This window comes from Phormidesmis sp. 146-12 (assembly GCF_052939495.1).
The window spans coordinates 121,158-136,841 of record NZ_JBJPHS010000002.1; the positions used below are offsets into that span (position 1 = coordinate 121,158).

Here is a 15,684-nt window from a genome sequence, read left to right on the forward strand (position 1 = left end):
AATGAAATAAACTATCTTAATTGAAGCAGATCCCATCGTCGCTCAGGGGACGGCTATCTCTACTCAAAGGGGATCAGGTTTCCGACTTGCGATCGACACTCTCTACAGCATAAGTTATCTGATCGATGGGCACACAAAACTGCTCCAAAGTTTAATCAGCGTAACCTTTACCAGGAATTGAGCATGACAATTTTTTTAGCAGGAGCCAGTCGAGGAGTCGGTCGAGAAATTGCCAAGGGTCTGACGGCGCAAAATCTCAGCCTAAAGGCACTGCTCAGATCTCAAGCCGCCGCCCCCGAATTGCAAGCCTTGGGAATTGAAGTCACGATCGCCGATGCCATGAGTCTCGATCAAGTTGAGTCAGCCATGAGCGGAACTTCCATCGACACCGTAATCAGCACGATCGGCGGCAAGCCCCAGGATGGAGAACGCGCCGACTATCTGGGCAACAAAAATTTAATTGATGCAGCCGTAAAAGCGGGCGTTCGCAGATTCATCTTAGTCACGTCGATCGGCAGTGGTGAAAGTGCGGTGGCTCTGCCGCCTCAAGCTCTGCAAACCCTGGGTGAAGTTCTCAAAGAAAAGGAGAAAGCCGAACAGCATTTAATCCAGAGTGGATTGATTTACACGATCGTTCGACCAGGCGGACTCAAATCTGAACCTGCGACTGGCAACGGCATCTTGACCGAAGATCCCAAAATTGCGGGGACGATTCATCGGGCGGATGTGGCGCAGCTAGTCTGTCGCTGTGTGAGTCGCGATCAGTCAAACAATCGAGTTCTATCGGCGGTCGATCGCGAAATGATCTACGGCACTCCAGACTTTGAGGAATTCAAACTGGACTAGCGATCGAGGAATGAGAAATCAAGGAATCAAACTCATTCCATTTTAGAACTTGCAACTCTGGCGCAAATTTTTGTCGAGGTCAAAGGCGATCGCCGCTCATTTCCTCAAAATTCCTAAGCCATCACCATGCCGCCATCCACGTTAAAGACCTGTCCCGTGATGTAAGAGGCTGCTGGAGACGCAGCCAAAAATCGGATCATTCCGGCGACCTCTTCGGGCTGACCATAGCGACCTAGCGGAATGTATTTGAGAATCTCATCCGACTTCAGATCATTCGTCATGTCGGTTGTGATGAATCCCGGTGCGACCGCATTGACCGTAATGCCCCGACTAGCAAGCTCTTTAGCCACAGTGCGCGTAAAACCAATCACTCCCGCTTTTGCCGCACTATAATTTGCCTGTCCCGGATTGCCCATCTGGCCCGCGACCGACGTAATGTTGACAATGCGCCCCGATCGCTGCTTCAACATAATTTTGCTGACGGCTCTGGTGCACAAAAACACGCCCGTTAAGTTTAAATCCATGACTGCTTGCCAGTCTTCTAGCTTCATTCTCAACAGCAGCGTATCGCGAGTAATGCCAGCATTGTTGACTAACACATCCACTCTGCCCCACTTTGTCATCGCAGACTCGACCAGCGCATCGACCTGATCCGCTTTAGAAACATCCGCAGCGACCGCGATCGCCTCACTTCCCAATGCAGAAATCTCCTCGACCACTTTTTCAGCCGCCCCGCTAGAACTGGCGTAGTTAACGACCACCTTCGCGCCCTCCGATGCCAACGCCAGCGCCGTCGATCGACCGATTCCCCGTGACGCACCTGTGACGATCGCCACCTTCCCCGACAACTGTAGCTCTGTTGGCAATGCTTCCATAACGGCTTCCTCTCAGTTCTGTGCGGATCTGATCATATCGGCAAAGGAGAACTAGAGAAGAAGGGATGAGGGATGAGGGATGAGGGATGAAGACCAATGTTCACGTCGGGTGTTGTTCCAAGTTCAAAATTTAGAAACCGAACCTTAACACCCAGAGGACTCCTCATATCTTAAGTTCAGATCTTAAGTTCAGAGTCCAAAACTCAACACCTAAATCCCCCTCTCATCCCCTCCTCCCTCCTCCCTCCTCCTCCCATCCCTCCAAAGTTGGCTTTTTTTCAAGATGAAGAGTAGGATTGCATCTATTGCTTTGCGGTTTAAGATATCCTTGGCAATCGCGCAGTTTTTACGGTGGCTATGACTAGAGATCGCGGCATTCCTAATCGGCGGATTCCGAAACCTTCGCAGCCTCAGCCCCGCAGGAAGGCGGCCAACTCATCGTCTCAAAATCTAGACCGTTCGCACAAGGCCTCTACAAGGCAAACGTCTTCCTCAGAGACCGATTCCTCAAAGCAGACGCTTGATCGAGATAGTCCGCCTGACACTCCACCCGAAGCGACCTGGAAACGGCTCCGCAACTGGAAGACGGCTGTCATTTTGGGATTGGTCATGACGACGGGGTTGACCGCTTTCTCGATCGGGTTCCTGTTTAAGCTACCCGCCGTTCCCAACTGTCCCGCAATTTTTTGGCCACTGGCCTCGGCCTCGCTGCGAATGCACTGTGCCCAGCTTGCCGCTAACAAACAAACCGTTAATGATCTGCTCGAAGCGATTAAATTAGTCAACAGTTTGCCGCCTGACCATCCCCTTCATGACGAAGTAAACCGTCTGGTCGAGCAGTGGGCCGAAGATATTTTAGGGCTTGCAGATGAAGCATTTCACGCCGGAAAACTCAAGGAAGCGATCGACGTGGCTCGCAAGATTCCCAACAACACCAGCGCCCACGACCAGATTGAGAAGCGGATTGAGAAGTGGCAGGGCATTTGGGCTGAAGCAGAGACTATCTATGGTCGAGTTGAAGACGCGCTGCGAAAACAAAACTGGCGTAAGGCTTCTTCGGAGGCGGCCCGGTTGCTGTCGATCGACAATAATTTCTGGCAAACCACCAAGTATCAAGAACTCACCACCATCATTACAGCGACTCGTCAGGACATTAGTAAGTTAGCCAAAGCAAAAGACTTGATCGATCGCGGCGGCGTAACCAATCTACTCGAAGCGGTCAAACTGATTTCTAGCATTGATGAAAAGAGCTATGTCTACCAGGAAGCTCAAGAAACCGTTGCCAAGGTAGGTCAAGAAATGATGGATTTGGCTCAGTCCAGACTCGATCGCAAAGACCTGTCAGGCGCGCTGGATATCATTAGCAAGATTCCACCGAATACAAAGTTGCAGCGTGAGATCGAAGATTTTGATGTGATTGCACGAGCGCAGTCAAAAGCCTGGGGTGGTACGGCGGCAGACATTGAGGCGGCGATCGCTCAAGCCCAAGATCTCCAATTGGGCCGCCCTTATTACGATAAAGCCCAAAAACTGATCGCCCGTTGGCAGCTAGAAAAGAGTGATGTGGCACAACTAGAACGAGCGCGGCAACTGGCTCAATCGGGTAGATCAGATGATTTAGCGGAGGCGATCGCGCAAGCGTCTCTCGTTCCGTCTGACAATCCTCGGTCTAAAGAAGCGCAACAACTGGTCAGTCAAGTTTCGAGTCAGATGCAAGAGATGCAGGATCGGCCGATTCTCGACCAGGCAACTCAAATGGCAAGCGCTGGCGATGTGAATGGGTTACAGTCGGCGATCGACGAGGCCAGACGGATCACATCAGGACGATCGCTCTACGACGAGGCTCAGGGCAAAATTGGGCAGTGGCGATCGCAGATTGCTCGACTGCAAGACCAGCCAATTCTCGATCAGGCGGACACGTTGGCGGATGCCGGAGATTTGCTGAGTGCGATCGCGGCGGCTCAACAGGTCAATTCTGGCAGTGCACTTTACGATAATGCTCAGGCAAAAGTGCAAAACTGGCAAAACCGCATTCAAGCCCAAAGCAACCTGCAAGCAGCCAGAGATGCGGCCAATGGGGGCACGCCGGATGCGTTGTCACAGGCAATTCGATTAGCAGATGGGGTGCCAGGGACGACTTCTCTACGAACGGAGGCTAATCAGGCAATCACTCAATGGAGTCAGCAGATTTTGCAGGCGGCGATCGTTCAAGCTGACACAGACGTTTTGGGCGCGATCGCCACGGCTCAAAAAATCCCCCCCCGCACCGAGGCCTACGCAGCCGCACAGTTACAGATTCAGGCTTGGAGAAAAGCGATCGGGCGCTAGACTAATCTTTCTCTGCGATGATTACTCCGGGCAGCTTTCTAGATTCCCCACCCGTGAGGGACTTTGAACCGGAATACGAAACTCAAGACTCCTTGAAATCGATCGCTAAAATAAGAAGAACTCTCCTCAGTCTCAGTCAACTATGGACATCTCACTCACCCCCGAAACTGAACAGTTTATTCAACAACAAATCGCGATCGGTAAGTTCTCCTCGGTTAGTGAAGTGATTGATGCTGGGGTCAAGCTTTTGGAAGAACGAGAACGCATCTACAAAGGACGATTTGAAGAACTTCAGCGCGAGGTCATGATCGGCATTGAGCAACTCGATCGCGGTGAAACAGTAGATGGTGAAACTTTTATGCAGGAGTTAAAAGTCAAACTCCAAAAGAGACAGGAGAAACTCTCTTAATGAGCGCAAGATATATCATTGCTGTGCAAGCAAGCCGAGATATTGAGCGGATCAGTGGCTATATTGCTGATCAAAGTGGAATGAGAGCCTCTGAGAAATTTATTGACAAGCTCAATCAGAAGTTTTTAACGCTCACTCAGTTTCCAAATATCGGACGAAAACGGGATGAACTATCGTCGGGTTTGAGAAGCCTCTCATTTGAAGATTATTTAATTCTTTACCGCTCAACGACCGAGGAAGTGGAAATTGCACGGGTGGTGAGTGGCTATCAAGACCTAGAAGCACTGTTCTCAAGCCCCGATGATCAATGATTCACGAAACTCAAGACTCCTGTTGGTCGATCGCTCCCCAGAAACCAGTATCGTTTTTTTAGAGAAGATCCTAATTCTGATAAACCCAACAAAATGGCTGAATCCAATATTGAATCCACTCTGCACGAAGATCGCGTCTTTCCTCCCTCGGCTGAGTTCTCACAAAAAGCCACCATCAAAAGTTTAGAAGACTATCAGCAACTGGTCGATCGCGCTCAAGCCGACCCGCAAAAATTTTGGGCAGATTTAGCCACTCAAGAATTGCATTGGTTTCAACCTTGGCATACGGTGCTGGACTGGAGCAATCCCCCTTTTGCCCGATGGTTTGTCAATGGTAAAACCAATCTGTCTTACAACTGCCTCGATCGCCATCTCACTACTCGTCCTGACAAGCCCGCGATCGTCTGGGAAGGTGAACCCGGGGATACCCTGACGCTGACCTATGCCCAACTCCACCAGCAGGTTTGTAAGTTTGCCAACGTTCTCAAACACCTGGGTGTTAAAAAAGGCGATGTGGTCGGATTGTATATGCCGATGATTCCAGAAGCGGCGATCGCCATGCTGGCCTGTACTCGAATTGGAGCCGCCCACACGGTCGTATTTGGGGGATTCAGTGCCGAAGCGCTGCGCGATCGCTTGATGGATGGTCAGGTCAAAGTCGTTGTCACAGCGGATGGAGGCTGGCGAAAGGATGCGATCGTGCCGCTCAAAACTCAGGTAGACAAAGCCCTTTCTCATCCCAATGTGCCTGTCGAAAAAGTTCTTGTGGTCAAGCGCACCGCTCAACAAATCGAGATGAAAGACGGCCAGGATTTTTGGTGGCACGATCTCGAAACAGAGGTTTCTGCCGAATGCCCTGCCGAACCGATGGATAGCGAAGATATGCTGTTCATTCTCTACACGTCCGGCAGCACGGGCAAGCCCAAAGGAGTCGTTCATACGACAGGCGGCTACAATCTCTACGCCCACATCACCGCCAAATGGATCTTTGACCTCCAGGAATCGGATGTTTATTGGTGTACTGCCGACGTAGGCTGGATCACAGGGCATAGCTATGTCGTCTATGGGCCACTTTCCAACGGAGCCACCACCGTCATGTATGAAGGGGCCCCTCGCGCCTCAAACCCAGGCTGCTTTTGGGATGTAATTGAAAAACACAAGGTCACGATTCTCTACACCGCTCCTACAGCGATTCGAGCCTTCATCAAAATGGGCGACGAACATCCCAAAGCGCGCGATTTGTCTTCCTTGAGGCTGTTGGGAACGGTCGGCGAACCCATCAATCCCGAAGCCTGGATGTGGTATCACACCGTGATTGGAGGAGAAAAATGTCCGATCGTTGATACCTGGTGGCAAACCGAAACAGGCGGCATTATGATCACCGCTTTGCCAGGGGCCATTCCGACCAAACCAGGATCTGCAACGCTGCCTTTTCCGGGAATTTTAGCGGATGTAGTCAATTTGGACGGCGATTCTGTGCCGACGAATGAGGGGGGATATTTAGCGATTCGGCATCCCTGGCCGGGCATGATGCGAACGGTCTTTGGCGACCCCGATCGCTTCCGCAAAACTTACTGGGAACACATTCCAGTTAAAGAAGGGCACTACACCTACTTTGCAGGAGACGGGGCCCGACAAGATGAAGACGGCTACTTTTGGGTGATGGGTCGCGTGGATGACGTGATCAATGTCGCCGGACACAGGCTAGGCACAATGGAAGTTGAATCTGCTCTGGTGTCTCATCCTGCTGTCGCAGAAGCCGCTGTCGTGGGCAAACCCGACGAAGTAAAAGGGCAAGACATTGTAGCCTTTGTCACCTTGGAGGGCGATCATCAGCCCAGCGACGACCTGGCCAAAGCACTCAAAAAACACGTGGTCAACGAGATTGGCGCGATCGCTCGTCCGGGTGAAATCCGATTTGCTGACGCTTTACCCAAGACGCGATCGGGCAAAATTATGCGACGACTCCTCCGCGATCTGGCTAGCGGGGTCGAAATTTCGGGTGACACCTCCACGCTAGAAGACCGCAGCGTTTTAGAAAAGCTTCGTCAAAGCTAAGATTTCTAATCTCAAGAAGATCCAACTTCCCAATGGGTAGGCGATTCGTCTACCTTTTTTAATGTGAATTGGGTTTAATGTGAACTTGATGAAGTCTTTCGCTTTGGTTTCAGAGTCGGATTGTCTCCTAAATCCTCCATAAGTGAGAAATTTTGAACGAGAAACCTTATCTAAACGTCAATATCTAAACGTCAATTCGATGAAGTTTTTCACTGAGGTTTTCTGCTTCGTTGTTCAATTCTTCTGCCCCTCAACTCCTCATTCTGAGAAACTTTTGCATGAGAATTCTAGATTAAAGTCTCTCACTTGTGCTGGTCATTACCAAGATCTCCTACGACATTAAAGAGCGCAAAAAGATTCATCGAATTCAGGTCTACTGGGGTGGAAGTGGCGAAGGCTCTGTGTTGGGTTGAGTTCCGGAGCCTGGAGGAAGGGTTGGCTGAGGAGAAAGGGGAGTTGGAGTCGTTTGTAAGCCGCCGGGATTGGGTGCGATCGGGTTTCCAAACAGATCGGTGCCGCCGGGAGCGACAGGAGGTTTGATGCCAGGGGTTACAAGAGGCGCGGGAGTGGTTGGAGTGGGAGACGGTTGACCACTTGGAGGGGGGGCTGTGGAGAGAGCAGCCCGATCGCCCCCCACCGTTCGTAAAATGTCTAGCACTTGAATCACATCGTTATAGAGTGCCGTTTGAGAAGCACTAAGAACCAATAAGCCTTCGGGTTGCTGCTGGTGATAGTTTTGCACGACCTGGAAGAGTTGGGCACGATCGACGGGTTGTTTATCCACGTAAATCTGCCCTGCGGGATCAATGTAGACCATGAGGGATTCTTGCGTCTGCACGGTGCCTGTGGCTGCTTTGGGCAGATCGACGTTGATGCCTTGCTGACGGGTTAGTTGCAGCGCCGCCAAAATAAAGAAAACCAGAATACAGAAGATCACGTCAATCAACGGAATGATCTGGATCTGCGCCTCGTCGTTGGGAGAATCTAGGTTGAGCTTCATAAGGGATGAGGGATGAGGGATGAGGGATGAAATAGTCACTTTGGTCGATTCATGGGTTGATTCATGGATATCAACGGCATTGCTGAACCGTGGGATGAATTGCCCCAAAGCGGCGGGAAACCCAAGGTTCAAAGCCCCCCAATTTTGGGGGATTTAGGGCGCGAAAAGCTTGACACTTCCCACGCATTCATCCCTCATCCCTCATCCCTCATCCCTCCTTTGTTTTGCCATTTTTGACGGTAGAGCAGTTCTAGATCATTGCCAGCGCGACGGAAGACCTTGGCCTGATTGAAAATGAGTGCCTGAAAAATTCTGTAGAAGCCAGCCGCAAGAATCGCCACGATCAAGCCTGTTGCGGTGCTGATCAAGGCTTCGCCGATCCCCGTTGTAACGCCTGCTGTAGATGCGGTGCCAATGTCGCCCAGTCGAATCGACCCCAGTGACGTAATCAAGCCAAGAACCGTCCCTAGCAAGCCCAACAGCGGAGCCAGGGCAATCACTGCTTCGAGAATCTTGTCGCCCCGCCGCATGGAGACAATTTCTTCGTCGGCAGACGATTCGAGGGCTAGGCGAAACAGTTCTGGGTCAGGGTCTTGGAGCCGCAGGGCAGCATAGAGAAATCGGGCGATCGGTTGGTCATAAGCCTGCCGTGCAATCTCAGTTGACATCCCCCAGTCTTTACGAGAGGCATCCAGAATCCGATTGACCGTCTCTTTTTCTTTGTTGAGGACATTGAACCAAAACCACGATCGCTCAATAATGGCGCTCAATGCCAAAATCGAGAGCAGCAGCAGCGGCACCATTGTCACGCCGCCCTTTTGAAATAGTTCTACGATGTTCATCGTCTGTTCTCTCCAGTCATGCCTCACACCTGATGGTGAATTTCCAGCCTCTCACAAATCTGAGGCATTTTAATTTTAGAGACTCGATGGATGGTTGATGCAGGCCGATCGTAATTTAGTGTGAATGATCCGGGTAGATGATTCAATCTAGATGCTCCTTGAACTTTCTGGATGCTCCTCGAACTTTAAGGATGGTTCGGTGAAGTCCTTTCGCTTCGTTGATCGCGTCTTCTGCCCCCAAGCTGCCAATTTTGGGGAACTTCAAGACCAGATTTCCGGTGGAAAGTTCTTGATTGGTGGAAAATTTAGAAGCGACTAAACACTGTAACCAAATCGAACAAGACTATCGAATTGACATTAAAAAAAGGCGTTGCTGAATCAGGGGATGAATTGCCCCAAAGCGGCGGAAACCCCAAGGTTCAAAGTCCCCCAATTTTGGAGGATTTAGGGAACTGATCGAGTTGATAATCCTAGCGAAAGACTCATCGGATTCAGGTTGATTTAGGATCGCCGTATAAACTTTTGGGAGCCGAAATGCTGAAAAAGAGCTTATTCGCAGTGTTTTTGGGAGGCAAACTGGCAAGCGATCGGTTAGGTGAAGATCATGAAGTCGTGTTTGTGATCGCTGGAAGCCAAAAAGAAGCGAGAACCTTGGCAAAGGCAAAATGGAAAGGCATTGCAGATGGGATACATGTTGATGCCATTCAAAAGTTAGACATCGTTGACGGACATCGCATTCTATTAACGGAAACTGAGGAAAGCGATCGGGCAAAAATTGACGACCGATACTCAGCTTAGATTTGTTTTTACAAAAAAGTGACCTATCAAATAAAGTGAACCACACAAAACAATCAGTTCGTTGTGGGTGTTTTGTAGCGCTGCTTCTAATCCTGAAAACACGTCTGTATAAACGTTATAGTCACCCAAATCAGGACAGATCCGTAGGGCTAACGTCGATAGTTTTTCAGGCTCGGCAGAACTGTGACCCGGAACAGGAACGAGGTAGAGAAAATCGCCCGATCGCAGCAGTTCTTTAAACACGTCCGCATGATCTTTAGTCGAAAGCATTCCCATCACCCAATGCACAGGAGAAGCGTCTAACGACTCTACAAACTGACGCAGCACTTTAGCGCTAGCGGGATTATGGGCCCCATCGATCAGGATTTGGCGCTCTTTGTATCTAAACCACTGCAACCTTCCTGCCCACTGAGTTTTAGCGATTCCATCCCTGATTGCCTGATCCGAAATCTTCCATCCCTGCTGCTGGAGAAGTTGTAGAGCGGCGATCGCCAACGCTGAATTGTGTCGCTGGATCGCGCCTTGAAGGGGAAGCTGATAACGGAGGGAGGAGGGAGGACGGAGGAGGGAGGACGGAGGAGGGAGGAGGGAGGACGGAGGAGGGAGGACGGAGGAGGGAGGGGTGTACTCTGCCCAACCGTTGCCTGAATCTGTGGCAGGGTCGGGGTAAATGACGGGGCAGTTGACTTCGACGATGCGGCGATCGATGACCTGTTTTGCCTCTGGGGGAATCTGACCAATTACGGCGGGACAGCCGGACTTAAGGATGCCAGCTTTTTCTCTAGCGATGTCTGCAAGGGTTGGGCCGAGTCGTTGCCAATGTTCCAGACTGAGAGAAGTAATGATAGTGACAAGGGGACGATCGCAGACATTTGTCGCATCCAATCGACCGCCTAATCCCACTTCGACCACGGCAATCTCTACCTGCTGTTGAGCAAAGTAAAGCCACATCGCCGCCGTAATTACCTCAAATTGAGTTGGACAAAAAGCAGGATCAATTGCCGCCTCAACTTCTGACAAAACCTGCTGCAAATCTTCTGGAGAAATCGATCGGTTGTTAATACAAATTCGTTCACACCATCTAACTAAATGTGGCGATGTGTAGCGTCCCACTCGATAGCCCGCTTCGGTCAAAACCGATGACAAATAAGCACAAACGGAACCCTTGCCATTGCTGCCTGCGACATGAATAATTGGAACGCGATCGTGTGGATTGTTTAACGCAGACAAAAGCCGCTGACTCGCCTCCAATCCTAAGTGAATTCCAAACCGCTCAAACCGCTGCAAAGTTGCATCAATATCCACAAAAATATTACTCCTGGTTGTCACTCAATGCTCTCAGATCTTCCCTCAATAAATAGCCCCATGCTGGACTGTAAGGATGCACCCGCTGCACCCGCTGCCCTTGAGCGTAAATAGGTTTACCCTGATTTGCCCACTCAAAAATTGAGCCTTCCAGATTCATCACTTGAGTAAATCCTGCTTGCTGGAGTCGATCGACCACCCGCGCCGATCGATAGCCTATCGAACAGTACACCACGATCGAGGTTTCTAAAGACAGTTTCAAATCAGAAAAATCGTGGATATCTGGATTAATTCTCTGAGCATTATCCAAATGGCTAACATTGTATTCCGCTTCAGTTCTTGCATCCAGTAAATGAGGTTTGCGATCGCTCTCTAACCAATTTGCTAGTTCACCAACTGATAGGTGGCGCACCCTGGGAAACTGAGTCCGAATCAGCAGATTGAGCGCAGACCAACTGAGCCGATCAAAAGGATTCATTCACGACCACCTCGCGGAATCCTTACCGTAAAAGTTGTCCCCATTCCTTCCTGACTCTCTAAGGTCAATTCGCCATTTTGTAGTGCAACACATTTTTTAACCACAGCTAATCCTAATCCAGTTCCAGCGATCGTCGTGGCGTTTTGTCCCCGATAAAAAGGCTCATACAATCGAGAACGATCGCCTAAAGGAATTCCTAACCCTTCATCCTTAACCTGAAAAATGATCATTCCCAATTCACTCTTTAAGGTGAGTTTGATTCTGCCTCCCGTGGGTGAATATCTGATCGAGTTAGATATCAAATTTCCTAATGTAGAATAAAGCAGTTTTTCATCTAATTGAGCATGAGTGTAATAACAGTCACTTGTGAATTGAAACGAATAAATTGCTGGTGTTGCACATTCAAAATCTTCAATTAAGTTGAGACAAAAAGCTTCTAAGTCCAACAGTTCTAGACTACACTGCAACTTTCCAGCTTCTGCCCGCGTTAAGGTGAGAATATCTGTTAGTAATTGAGTCATTGATTTTGCAGAAGATTGAATTCGCTTTAAGTTTTTCTGTTTACGATCTTCCGTCCAATACTGCTGACTTTCAATGAGTAGTTCAACAGATCCCAAAATTACACTTAAAGGCGTTCTAAATTCATGCGAAACCATTGAGAAAAACTTTAACTTGAGTTCGCTTAACTCTTTTTGTTGAGATAGTTTTTGTTCAGAAGCTTCAGCTTGTTGACGTTTGACTAACTGTGAGTAAAATCCTAAAAACCCTAGGATCAAAATTGAAAATCCAGAAAGAGTCAGCCAGGTTTCGATTAATTTTCTTTCATAGATACTCACCTGAGACTGCTTGATCGACTTCTCTAGCTCTTGTTCTTCCTGAGTTCGCATTTCATTAATCACAGCTTGGATTTGCTCTCGCAAAACGACACTACGATCGGTCATCAAAGCTTGAGTGTCTAACGCGGACTGATCTCGCTGGTAGAGAGCGATCGAGTCCCTAAGAAGTACCAACCTCTGACTAAGTAACCTTTCTAATTTAACTAATTGCTGAGACTGCGTTGGATCAGCGGATACTAATATCCGAAGCTCAGTCAACTCCGGCTCAAACTGAACGATCGCAGTTTCATATCGCGCTAACTCTTTGCGATCGCCCGAATAAATGTAGCCTCGCCGCCCCGACTCAACCACTGTCATCGTCGCAAATACATCAACTAATTTTCTAATAATTTGATAAGTTTGTTGAGATTTTTTGTTATTCTCAATAAGCTGTGTCGCGTTTTGATAAGAAACTGTACTCCCCAAGCCCATCAACAGCGTCAATGCTAAAAACCCTACAATCAACCCTTTATCTTCGGGCGACTTTTTTAAGAAAAACATGGAACTCTTCTTTAAGAAACGTGAAGTGTAAGAATCAGATTTACAAAATTAAAAATGATAGCAATTCATCACCTTACTCTATTTACAATAGCCAGAAATTACCCCGAAAATCGCGTCCAAATCTTGCTCAACCATGCGAATTTTAGTCGTTGAAGATGATATTCAATTAGCCGACGTTCTCAATGAGGCACTGACCGATCGCCAGTATACGGTTGATGTTGTTCAAGATGGCGAAATGGCGTGGACGTGGGTCTCTGCCCTCCAATACGATCTGATTGTTTTGGATCTGACGTTACCCAAACTGGATGGGGTCAACTTTTGTAAAAGACTGCGCGATCGCAACTTTACTTTTCCAGTCTTGATGTTGACAGCCAGGGATACGATCGCAGACAAGATCATCGGTCTGGATGCGGGCGCTGACGACTATATGGTAAAACCCTTTGACCTGCAAGAACTGATGGCTAGAATCAGAGCTTTACTGCGTCGAGGCAGTAGCCTATCGTCCACAGGATTGGTTTGGGGCGGTCTACGAATGGACTCCAGCACCTACGAAGTTTCCTATGAGGGCAAGCCGCTTCAACTCACGCCCAAAGAATATTCGCTTTTAGAACTGCTCGTTTCCAATGGACGGCGCGTTTTGAGTCGGGCAGGCATCATCGATCGCCTCTGGTCACTCCAAGAGCCACCCACTGAGGAGACGGTCAAATCTCACATCAAAAGCCTCCGTCACAAGCTAAAAGCCGTCAATGCTCCCGAAGACTTTATCGAAACCGTTCACGGATTGGGATACAGGTTGATGAAGAGTGAGGAGTGAGGAGTGAGAGGTGAGGAGTGAGGAGAACTTGAAAGCTCAAACTTAGGATTCAAAACTCTTTTCATCCCTCCCCGCAAAGCAGATTACGAACAGATCATCGAAGTTCTCCCTCCTCTCTCAAACCCTCTCCCCGATTTCTCCCCGATTTCTCCCCCTTGTCTCCACGTCAAAGCAGTAACGTTTCAAGTTAGAGAAATTTGATCGGCTTTGCGATCGCTCTCAGATGTGAAACCTTGACTCGGTTGGGTCGCGCTCCCTAAGACCTTTTCGAGGTAAAGATTTCTATCTAACTGGCTTATCGCACCTGATCAAGAGGCTTCGGTTAGCTGGGAAAGGGGAAATCTTGGCTTGCGATCGGACACTCCGACAACAAGCCAGGAAATCAACCGAAGGCAATTATGTCTGTGGTTAGTTGTGGCAGACCTCTAATCACAGGCACCTTCTTATAGAGATTGTCACGAATGGCAGCTTTCAACTCAGCGCACTCTTGGCTGCTATTTCTGCAAAGTTGTTTATCTTCATGAAACTCCCCAGGTTCTCAATTTTTTTGTCCGTTGATTCATTCTCTTTTGTTAGATGAAAAAAGAACTCTACAACGGCTGGCTGATTGAATTTATCTCAGAACCAGCTGGTTATTCGTATCAATGTTGGCTTCCAGGCGATCGAGTGGCGGTGAGCGATCGTAACCTCTATATCACGCTAGAGAGTGTCCAGAATGCTGCACGAAAACGGGCAGATTTGGAGGCTGTCAAATGGGCGCTCAAACACTGCTACTCTACCTACATTCAGGGCAGTCTTAGCGCCGATGAATACTTAACCTTAGAAGGTCTAATCACAGGTGCCTTAACGCCCGTTTAACCTTCGACAAAATCCTTCGCTGCAATTCTCAACCCAGGCAAACCCTAAATCCCCCACAAGCGAGGAACTTCTCCCCAGAAATCTGGTTTGATGCCCCTAGAGTTGGAGGGCAGAAGCACCCAACAAGGCAGCGAAAAGACTTCATCAATATTTGTGTTCATTCAAAAAGTCTATTTGGTGCTGCAAGCTAGAAAAATCCTGAATGATGAGTAGCTAGGCGTAAAACTGAAGATGGTTTTCAAGCTGTGCAAGGGGTTCAGGCGAAGCCATCTTTAACTTGACCTGTCTACTTCAAAGTGACTTTCCACAATCAAACAATTCTCCTAGATCAGCGTCCTCAAAGCAAAAACCCCTTGACTGACGGGATCAAAGGGTTTTGAAAAAATATTCGAGTGCCGCGAAATCTCGATAACTTTGAAAAACTAGGCTTGACGTGAATAGTACTCAACGACCAGCAGTTCATTAATTTGAAGGGCAATCCATTCGCGCTCTACAACGCCATTGACCTTGCCTTGCATTTTGTTTTTGTCGAACTCTAAGTGGCTCGGCAGGTTTGCCAAACCGGGATACTGCAAGTTTTGTTGCACCAGTTTACGCGAAGCATCCCGATCTTTAACTCCGATCACTTCTCCTGAACGGCACTGATAGCTGGCAATGTCTACCACTTTGCCGTTGACAGTGACGTGTCCGTGGTTGACCAACTGACGAGCGCTCGGAATCGTAGGAGCCATACCCAAACGGAAAATGGTGTTGTCTAACCGCATCTCAAGCAGTTGGAGTAGCACCTGTCCCGTGGAGCCTGCTGCCCGACGAGCTTTTCTGACGTAGCGGAGCAGTTGACGTTCGGTAACGCCGTAATTAAAGCGGAGTTTTTGCTTTTCTTCTAAACGGACAGCATACTCAGAGCGCTTTTTGCGTTCTTGACCGTGTTGTCCGGGGGGATATGCTCGTCTGGGAGATTTGCGGGTTAGACCAGGTAAATCTCCTAAACGCCGCACAATTCTAAGGCGCGGGCCTCGATATCGCGACATGAATACTTCCTCTGTTGCTCGAATTTTTAAACGGCTTATTTAGTATAGTCGCCAAGCTGCTAACTTCAAAGAAGATGCAGTGGTTTTTTTGAGATGAAGGTTTTACTCATCGGGTTGGTACGGGGCTATCGAGTTTTTATCTCGCCGTTGTGGTTGCCGTCCTGTCGGTTTCAGCCAACTTGCTCACAGTACGCGATCGAAGCCCTCGATCGTCATGGGGCCCTCAAAGGCACTTGGCTGGCAACTCAACGTATCTGTCGCTGTCACCCCTTTAACCCTGGGGGATATGATCCGGTGCCAGAGAGAAAGTGAGGGATTGATAGAAATGGAGACGATCGGGCTATGGCTGGCAATA

The 15,684-nt window shown here is 48.9% G+C and carries 16 protein-coding genes; 9 read left to right on the plus strand and 7 right to left on the minus strand.

What is annotated here, in order from left to right:
- Positions 1–183 precede the first annotated feature (183 nt).
- Positions 184–846 (plus strand): SDR family oxidoreductase, encoded by a 663-nt coding sequence (locus ACKFKF_RS01745; protein ID WP_446866091.1) that lies wholly within the window; start codon positions 184–186, stop codon positions 844–846.
- Positions 847–959: 113 nt separating this feature from the next.
- Here ACKFKF_RS01745 and fabG read toward each other — a convergent pair whose 3' ends face one another.
- Positions 960–1,721 carry a 3-oxoacyl-[acyl-carrier-protein] reductase gene (gene fabG, locus ACKFKF_RS01750; RefSeq protein ID WP_446856675.1) on the minus strand — a complete coding sequence of 254 codons (762 nt, stop codon included), beginning with the start codon at positions 1,719–1,721 and terminating at the stop codon, positions 960–962.
- A 351-nt stretch (positions 1,722–2,072) separates the two neighbouring features.
- Between fabG and ACKFKF_RS01755 the strand changes: the two genes are divergently transcribed.
- From ACKFKF_RS01755 to acs, 4 genes are all read left to right on the plus strand, one after another.
- Positions 2,073–4,049 carry a hypothetical protein gene (locus tag ACKFKF_RS01755; RefSeq protein ID WP_446866092.1) on the plus strand — a complete coding sequence of 659 codons (1,977 nt, stop codon included), beginning with the start codon at positions 2,073–2,075 and terminating at the stop codon, positions 4,047–4,049.
- Positions 4,050–4,191: 142 nt separating this feature from the next.
- Positions 4,192–4,458: a type II toxin-antitoxin system ParD family antitoxin gene (locus ACKFKF_RS01760; protein ID WP_446866093.1), complete on the plus strand. Its 267-nt coding sequence runs from the start codon at positions 4,192–4,194 to the stop codon at positions 4,456–4,458.
- A complete protein-coding gene (locus tag ACKFKF_RS01765; protein WP_446866094.1) occupies positions 4,458–4,769 on the plus strand; it encodes a type II toxin-antitoxin system RelE/ParE family toxin in 312 nt (103 codons plus the stop codon). Before ACKFKF_RS01760 ends, ACKFKF_RS01765 begins: the two co-directional genes overlap by 1 nt.
- 93 nt (positions 4,770–4,862) lie before the next feature.
- Positions 4,863–6,827, plus strand: coding sequence for an acetate--CoA ligase (gene acs, locus ACKFKF_RS01770; protein WP_446866095.1), 1,965 nt, complete (start codon positions 4,863–4,865; stop codon positions 6,825–6,827).
- A 373-nt stretch (positions 6,828–7,200) separates the two neighbouring features.
- On the opposite strand, the gene ACKFKF_RS01775 is transcribed toward acs, so the two are convergent.
- Complete coding sequence (locus ACKFKF_RS01775; RefSeq protein ID WP_446866096.1) at positions 7,201–7,827, minus strand: ExbD/TolR family protein; 627 nt, start codon at positions 7,825–7,827, stop codon at positions 7,201–7,203.
- Positions 7,828–8,021: 194 nt separating this feature from the next.
- Complete coding sequence (locus tag ACKFKF_RS01780; protein WP_446866097.1) at positions 8,022–8,669, minus strand: MotA/TolQ/ExbB proton channel family protein; 648 nt, start codon at positions 8,667–8,669, stop codon at positions 8,022–8,024.
- A 534-nt stretch (positions 8,670–9,203) separates the two neighbouring features.
- Between ACKFKF_RS01780 and ACKFKF_RS01785 the strand changes: the two genes are divergently transcribed.
- Positions 9,204–9,467, plus strand: coding sequence for a DUF1543 domain-containing protein (locus tag ACKFKF_RS01785; protein WP_446856683.1), 264 nt, complete (start codon positions 9,204–9,206; stop codon positions 9,465–9,467).
- On the opposite strand, the gene ACKFKF_RS01790 is transcribed toward ACKFKF_RS01785, so the two are convergent.
- From ACKFKF_RS01790 to ACKFKF_RS01800, 3 genes are read right to left on the minus strand one after another with little or no spacing between them, the layout of a single operon-like run.
- Positions 9,459–10,796 carry a bifunctional folylpolyglutamate synthase/dihydrofolate synthase gene (locus tag ACKFKF_RS01790; RefSeq protein ID WP_446866098.1) on the minus strand — a complete coding sequence of 446 codons (1,338 nt, stop codon included), beginning with the start codon at positions 10,794–10,796 and terminating at the stop codon, positions 9,459–9,461. The two genes, ACKFKF_RS01785 and ACKFKF_RS01790, sit on opposite strands and share 9 nt — an antisense overlap.
- Positions 10,780–11,250 carry a rhodanese-like domain-containing protein gene (locus tag ACKFKF_RS01795; protein ID WP_446866099.1) on the minus strand — a complete coding sequence of 157 codons (471 nt, stop codon included), beginning with the start codon at positions 11,248–11,250 and terminating at the stop codon, positions 10,780–10,782. Before ACKFKF_RS01795 ends, ACKFKF_RS01790 begins: the two co-directional genes overlap by 17 nt.
- The gene (locus ACKFKF_RS01800; protein ID WP_446866100.1) at positions 11,247–12,626 is read right to left on the minus strand and encodes a sensor histidine kinase; all 1,380 of its coding nucleotides are present in this window, start codon (positions 12,624–12,626) and stop codon (positions 11,247–11,249) included. Before ACKFKF_RS01800 ends, ACKFKF_RS01795 begins: the two co-directional genes overlap by 4 nt.
- A gap of 133 nt (positions 12,627–12,759) precedes the next feature.
- Here ACKFKF_RS01800 and ACKFKF_RS01805 point away from each other — a divergent pair, with 133 nt between their 5' ends.
- Positions 12,760–13,440 carry a response regulator transcription factor gene (locus tag ACKFKF_RS01805; protein ID WP_446866101.1) on the plus strand — a complete coding sequence of 227 codons (681 nt, stop codon included), beginning with the start codon at positions 12,760–12,762 and terminating at the stop codon, positions 13,438–13,440.
- Between the two features lie 576 nt (positions 13,441–14,016).
- Positions 14,017–14,298 (plus strand): hypothetical protein, encoded by a 282-nt coding sequence (locus ACKFKF_RS01810; protein ID WP_446866102.1) that lies wholly within the window; start codon positions 14,017–14,019, stop codon positions 14,296–14,298.
- Positions 14,299–14,720: 422 nt separating this feature from the next.
- Here ACKFKF_RS01810 and rpsD read toward each other — a convergent pair whose 3' ends face one another.
- Positions 14,721–15,329: a 30S ribosomal protein S4 gene (gene rpsD, locus ACKFKF_RS01815; RefSeq protein WP_446856689.1), complete on the minus strand. Its 609-nt coding sequence runs from the start codon at positions 15,327–15,329 to the stop codon at positions 14,721–14,723.
- A gap of 93 nt (positions 15,330–15,422) precedes the next feature.
- On the opposite strand from rpsD, the gene yidD reads away from it, so the two are divergent.
- Positions 15,423–15,641: a membrane protein insertion efficiency factor YidD gene (gene yidD / locus ACKFKF_RS01820; protein ID WP_446856690.1), complete on the plus strand. Its 219-nt coding sequence runs from the start codon at positions 15,423–15,425 to the stop codon at positions 15,639–15,641.
- The last annotated feature ends 43 nt before the right edge of the window (positions 15,642–15,684 follow it).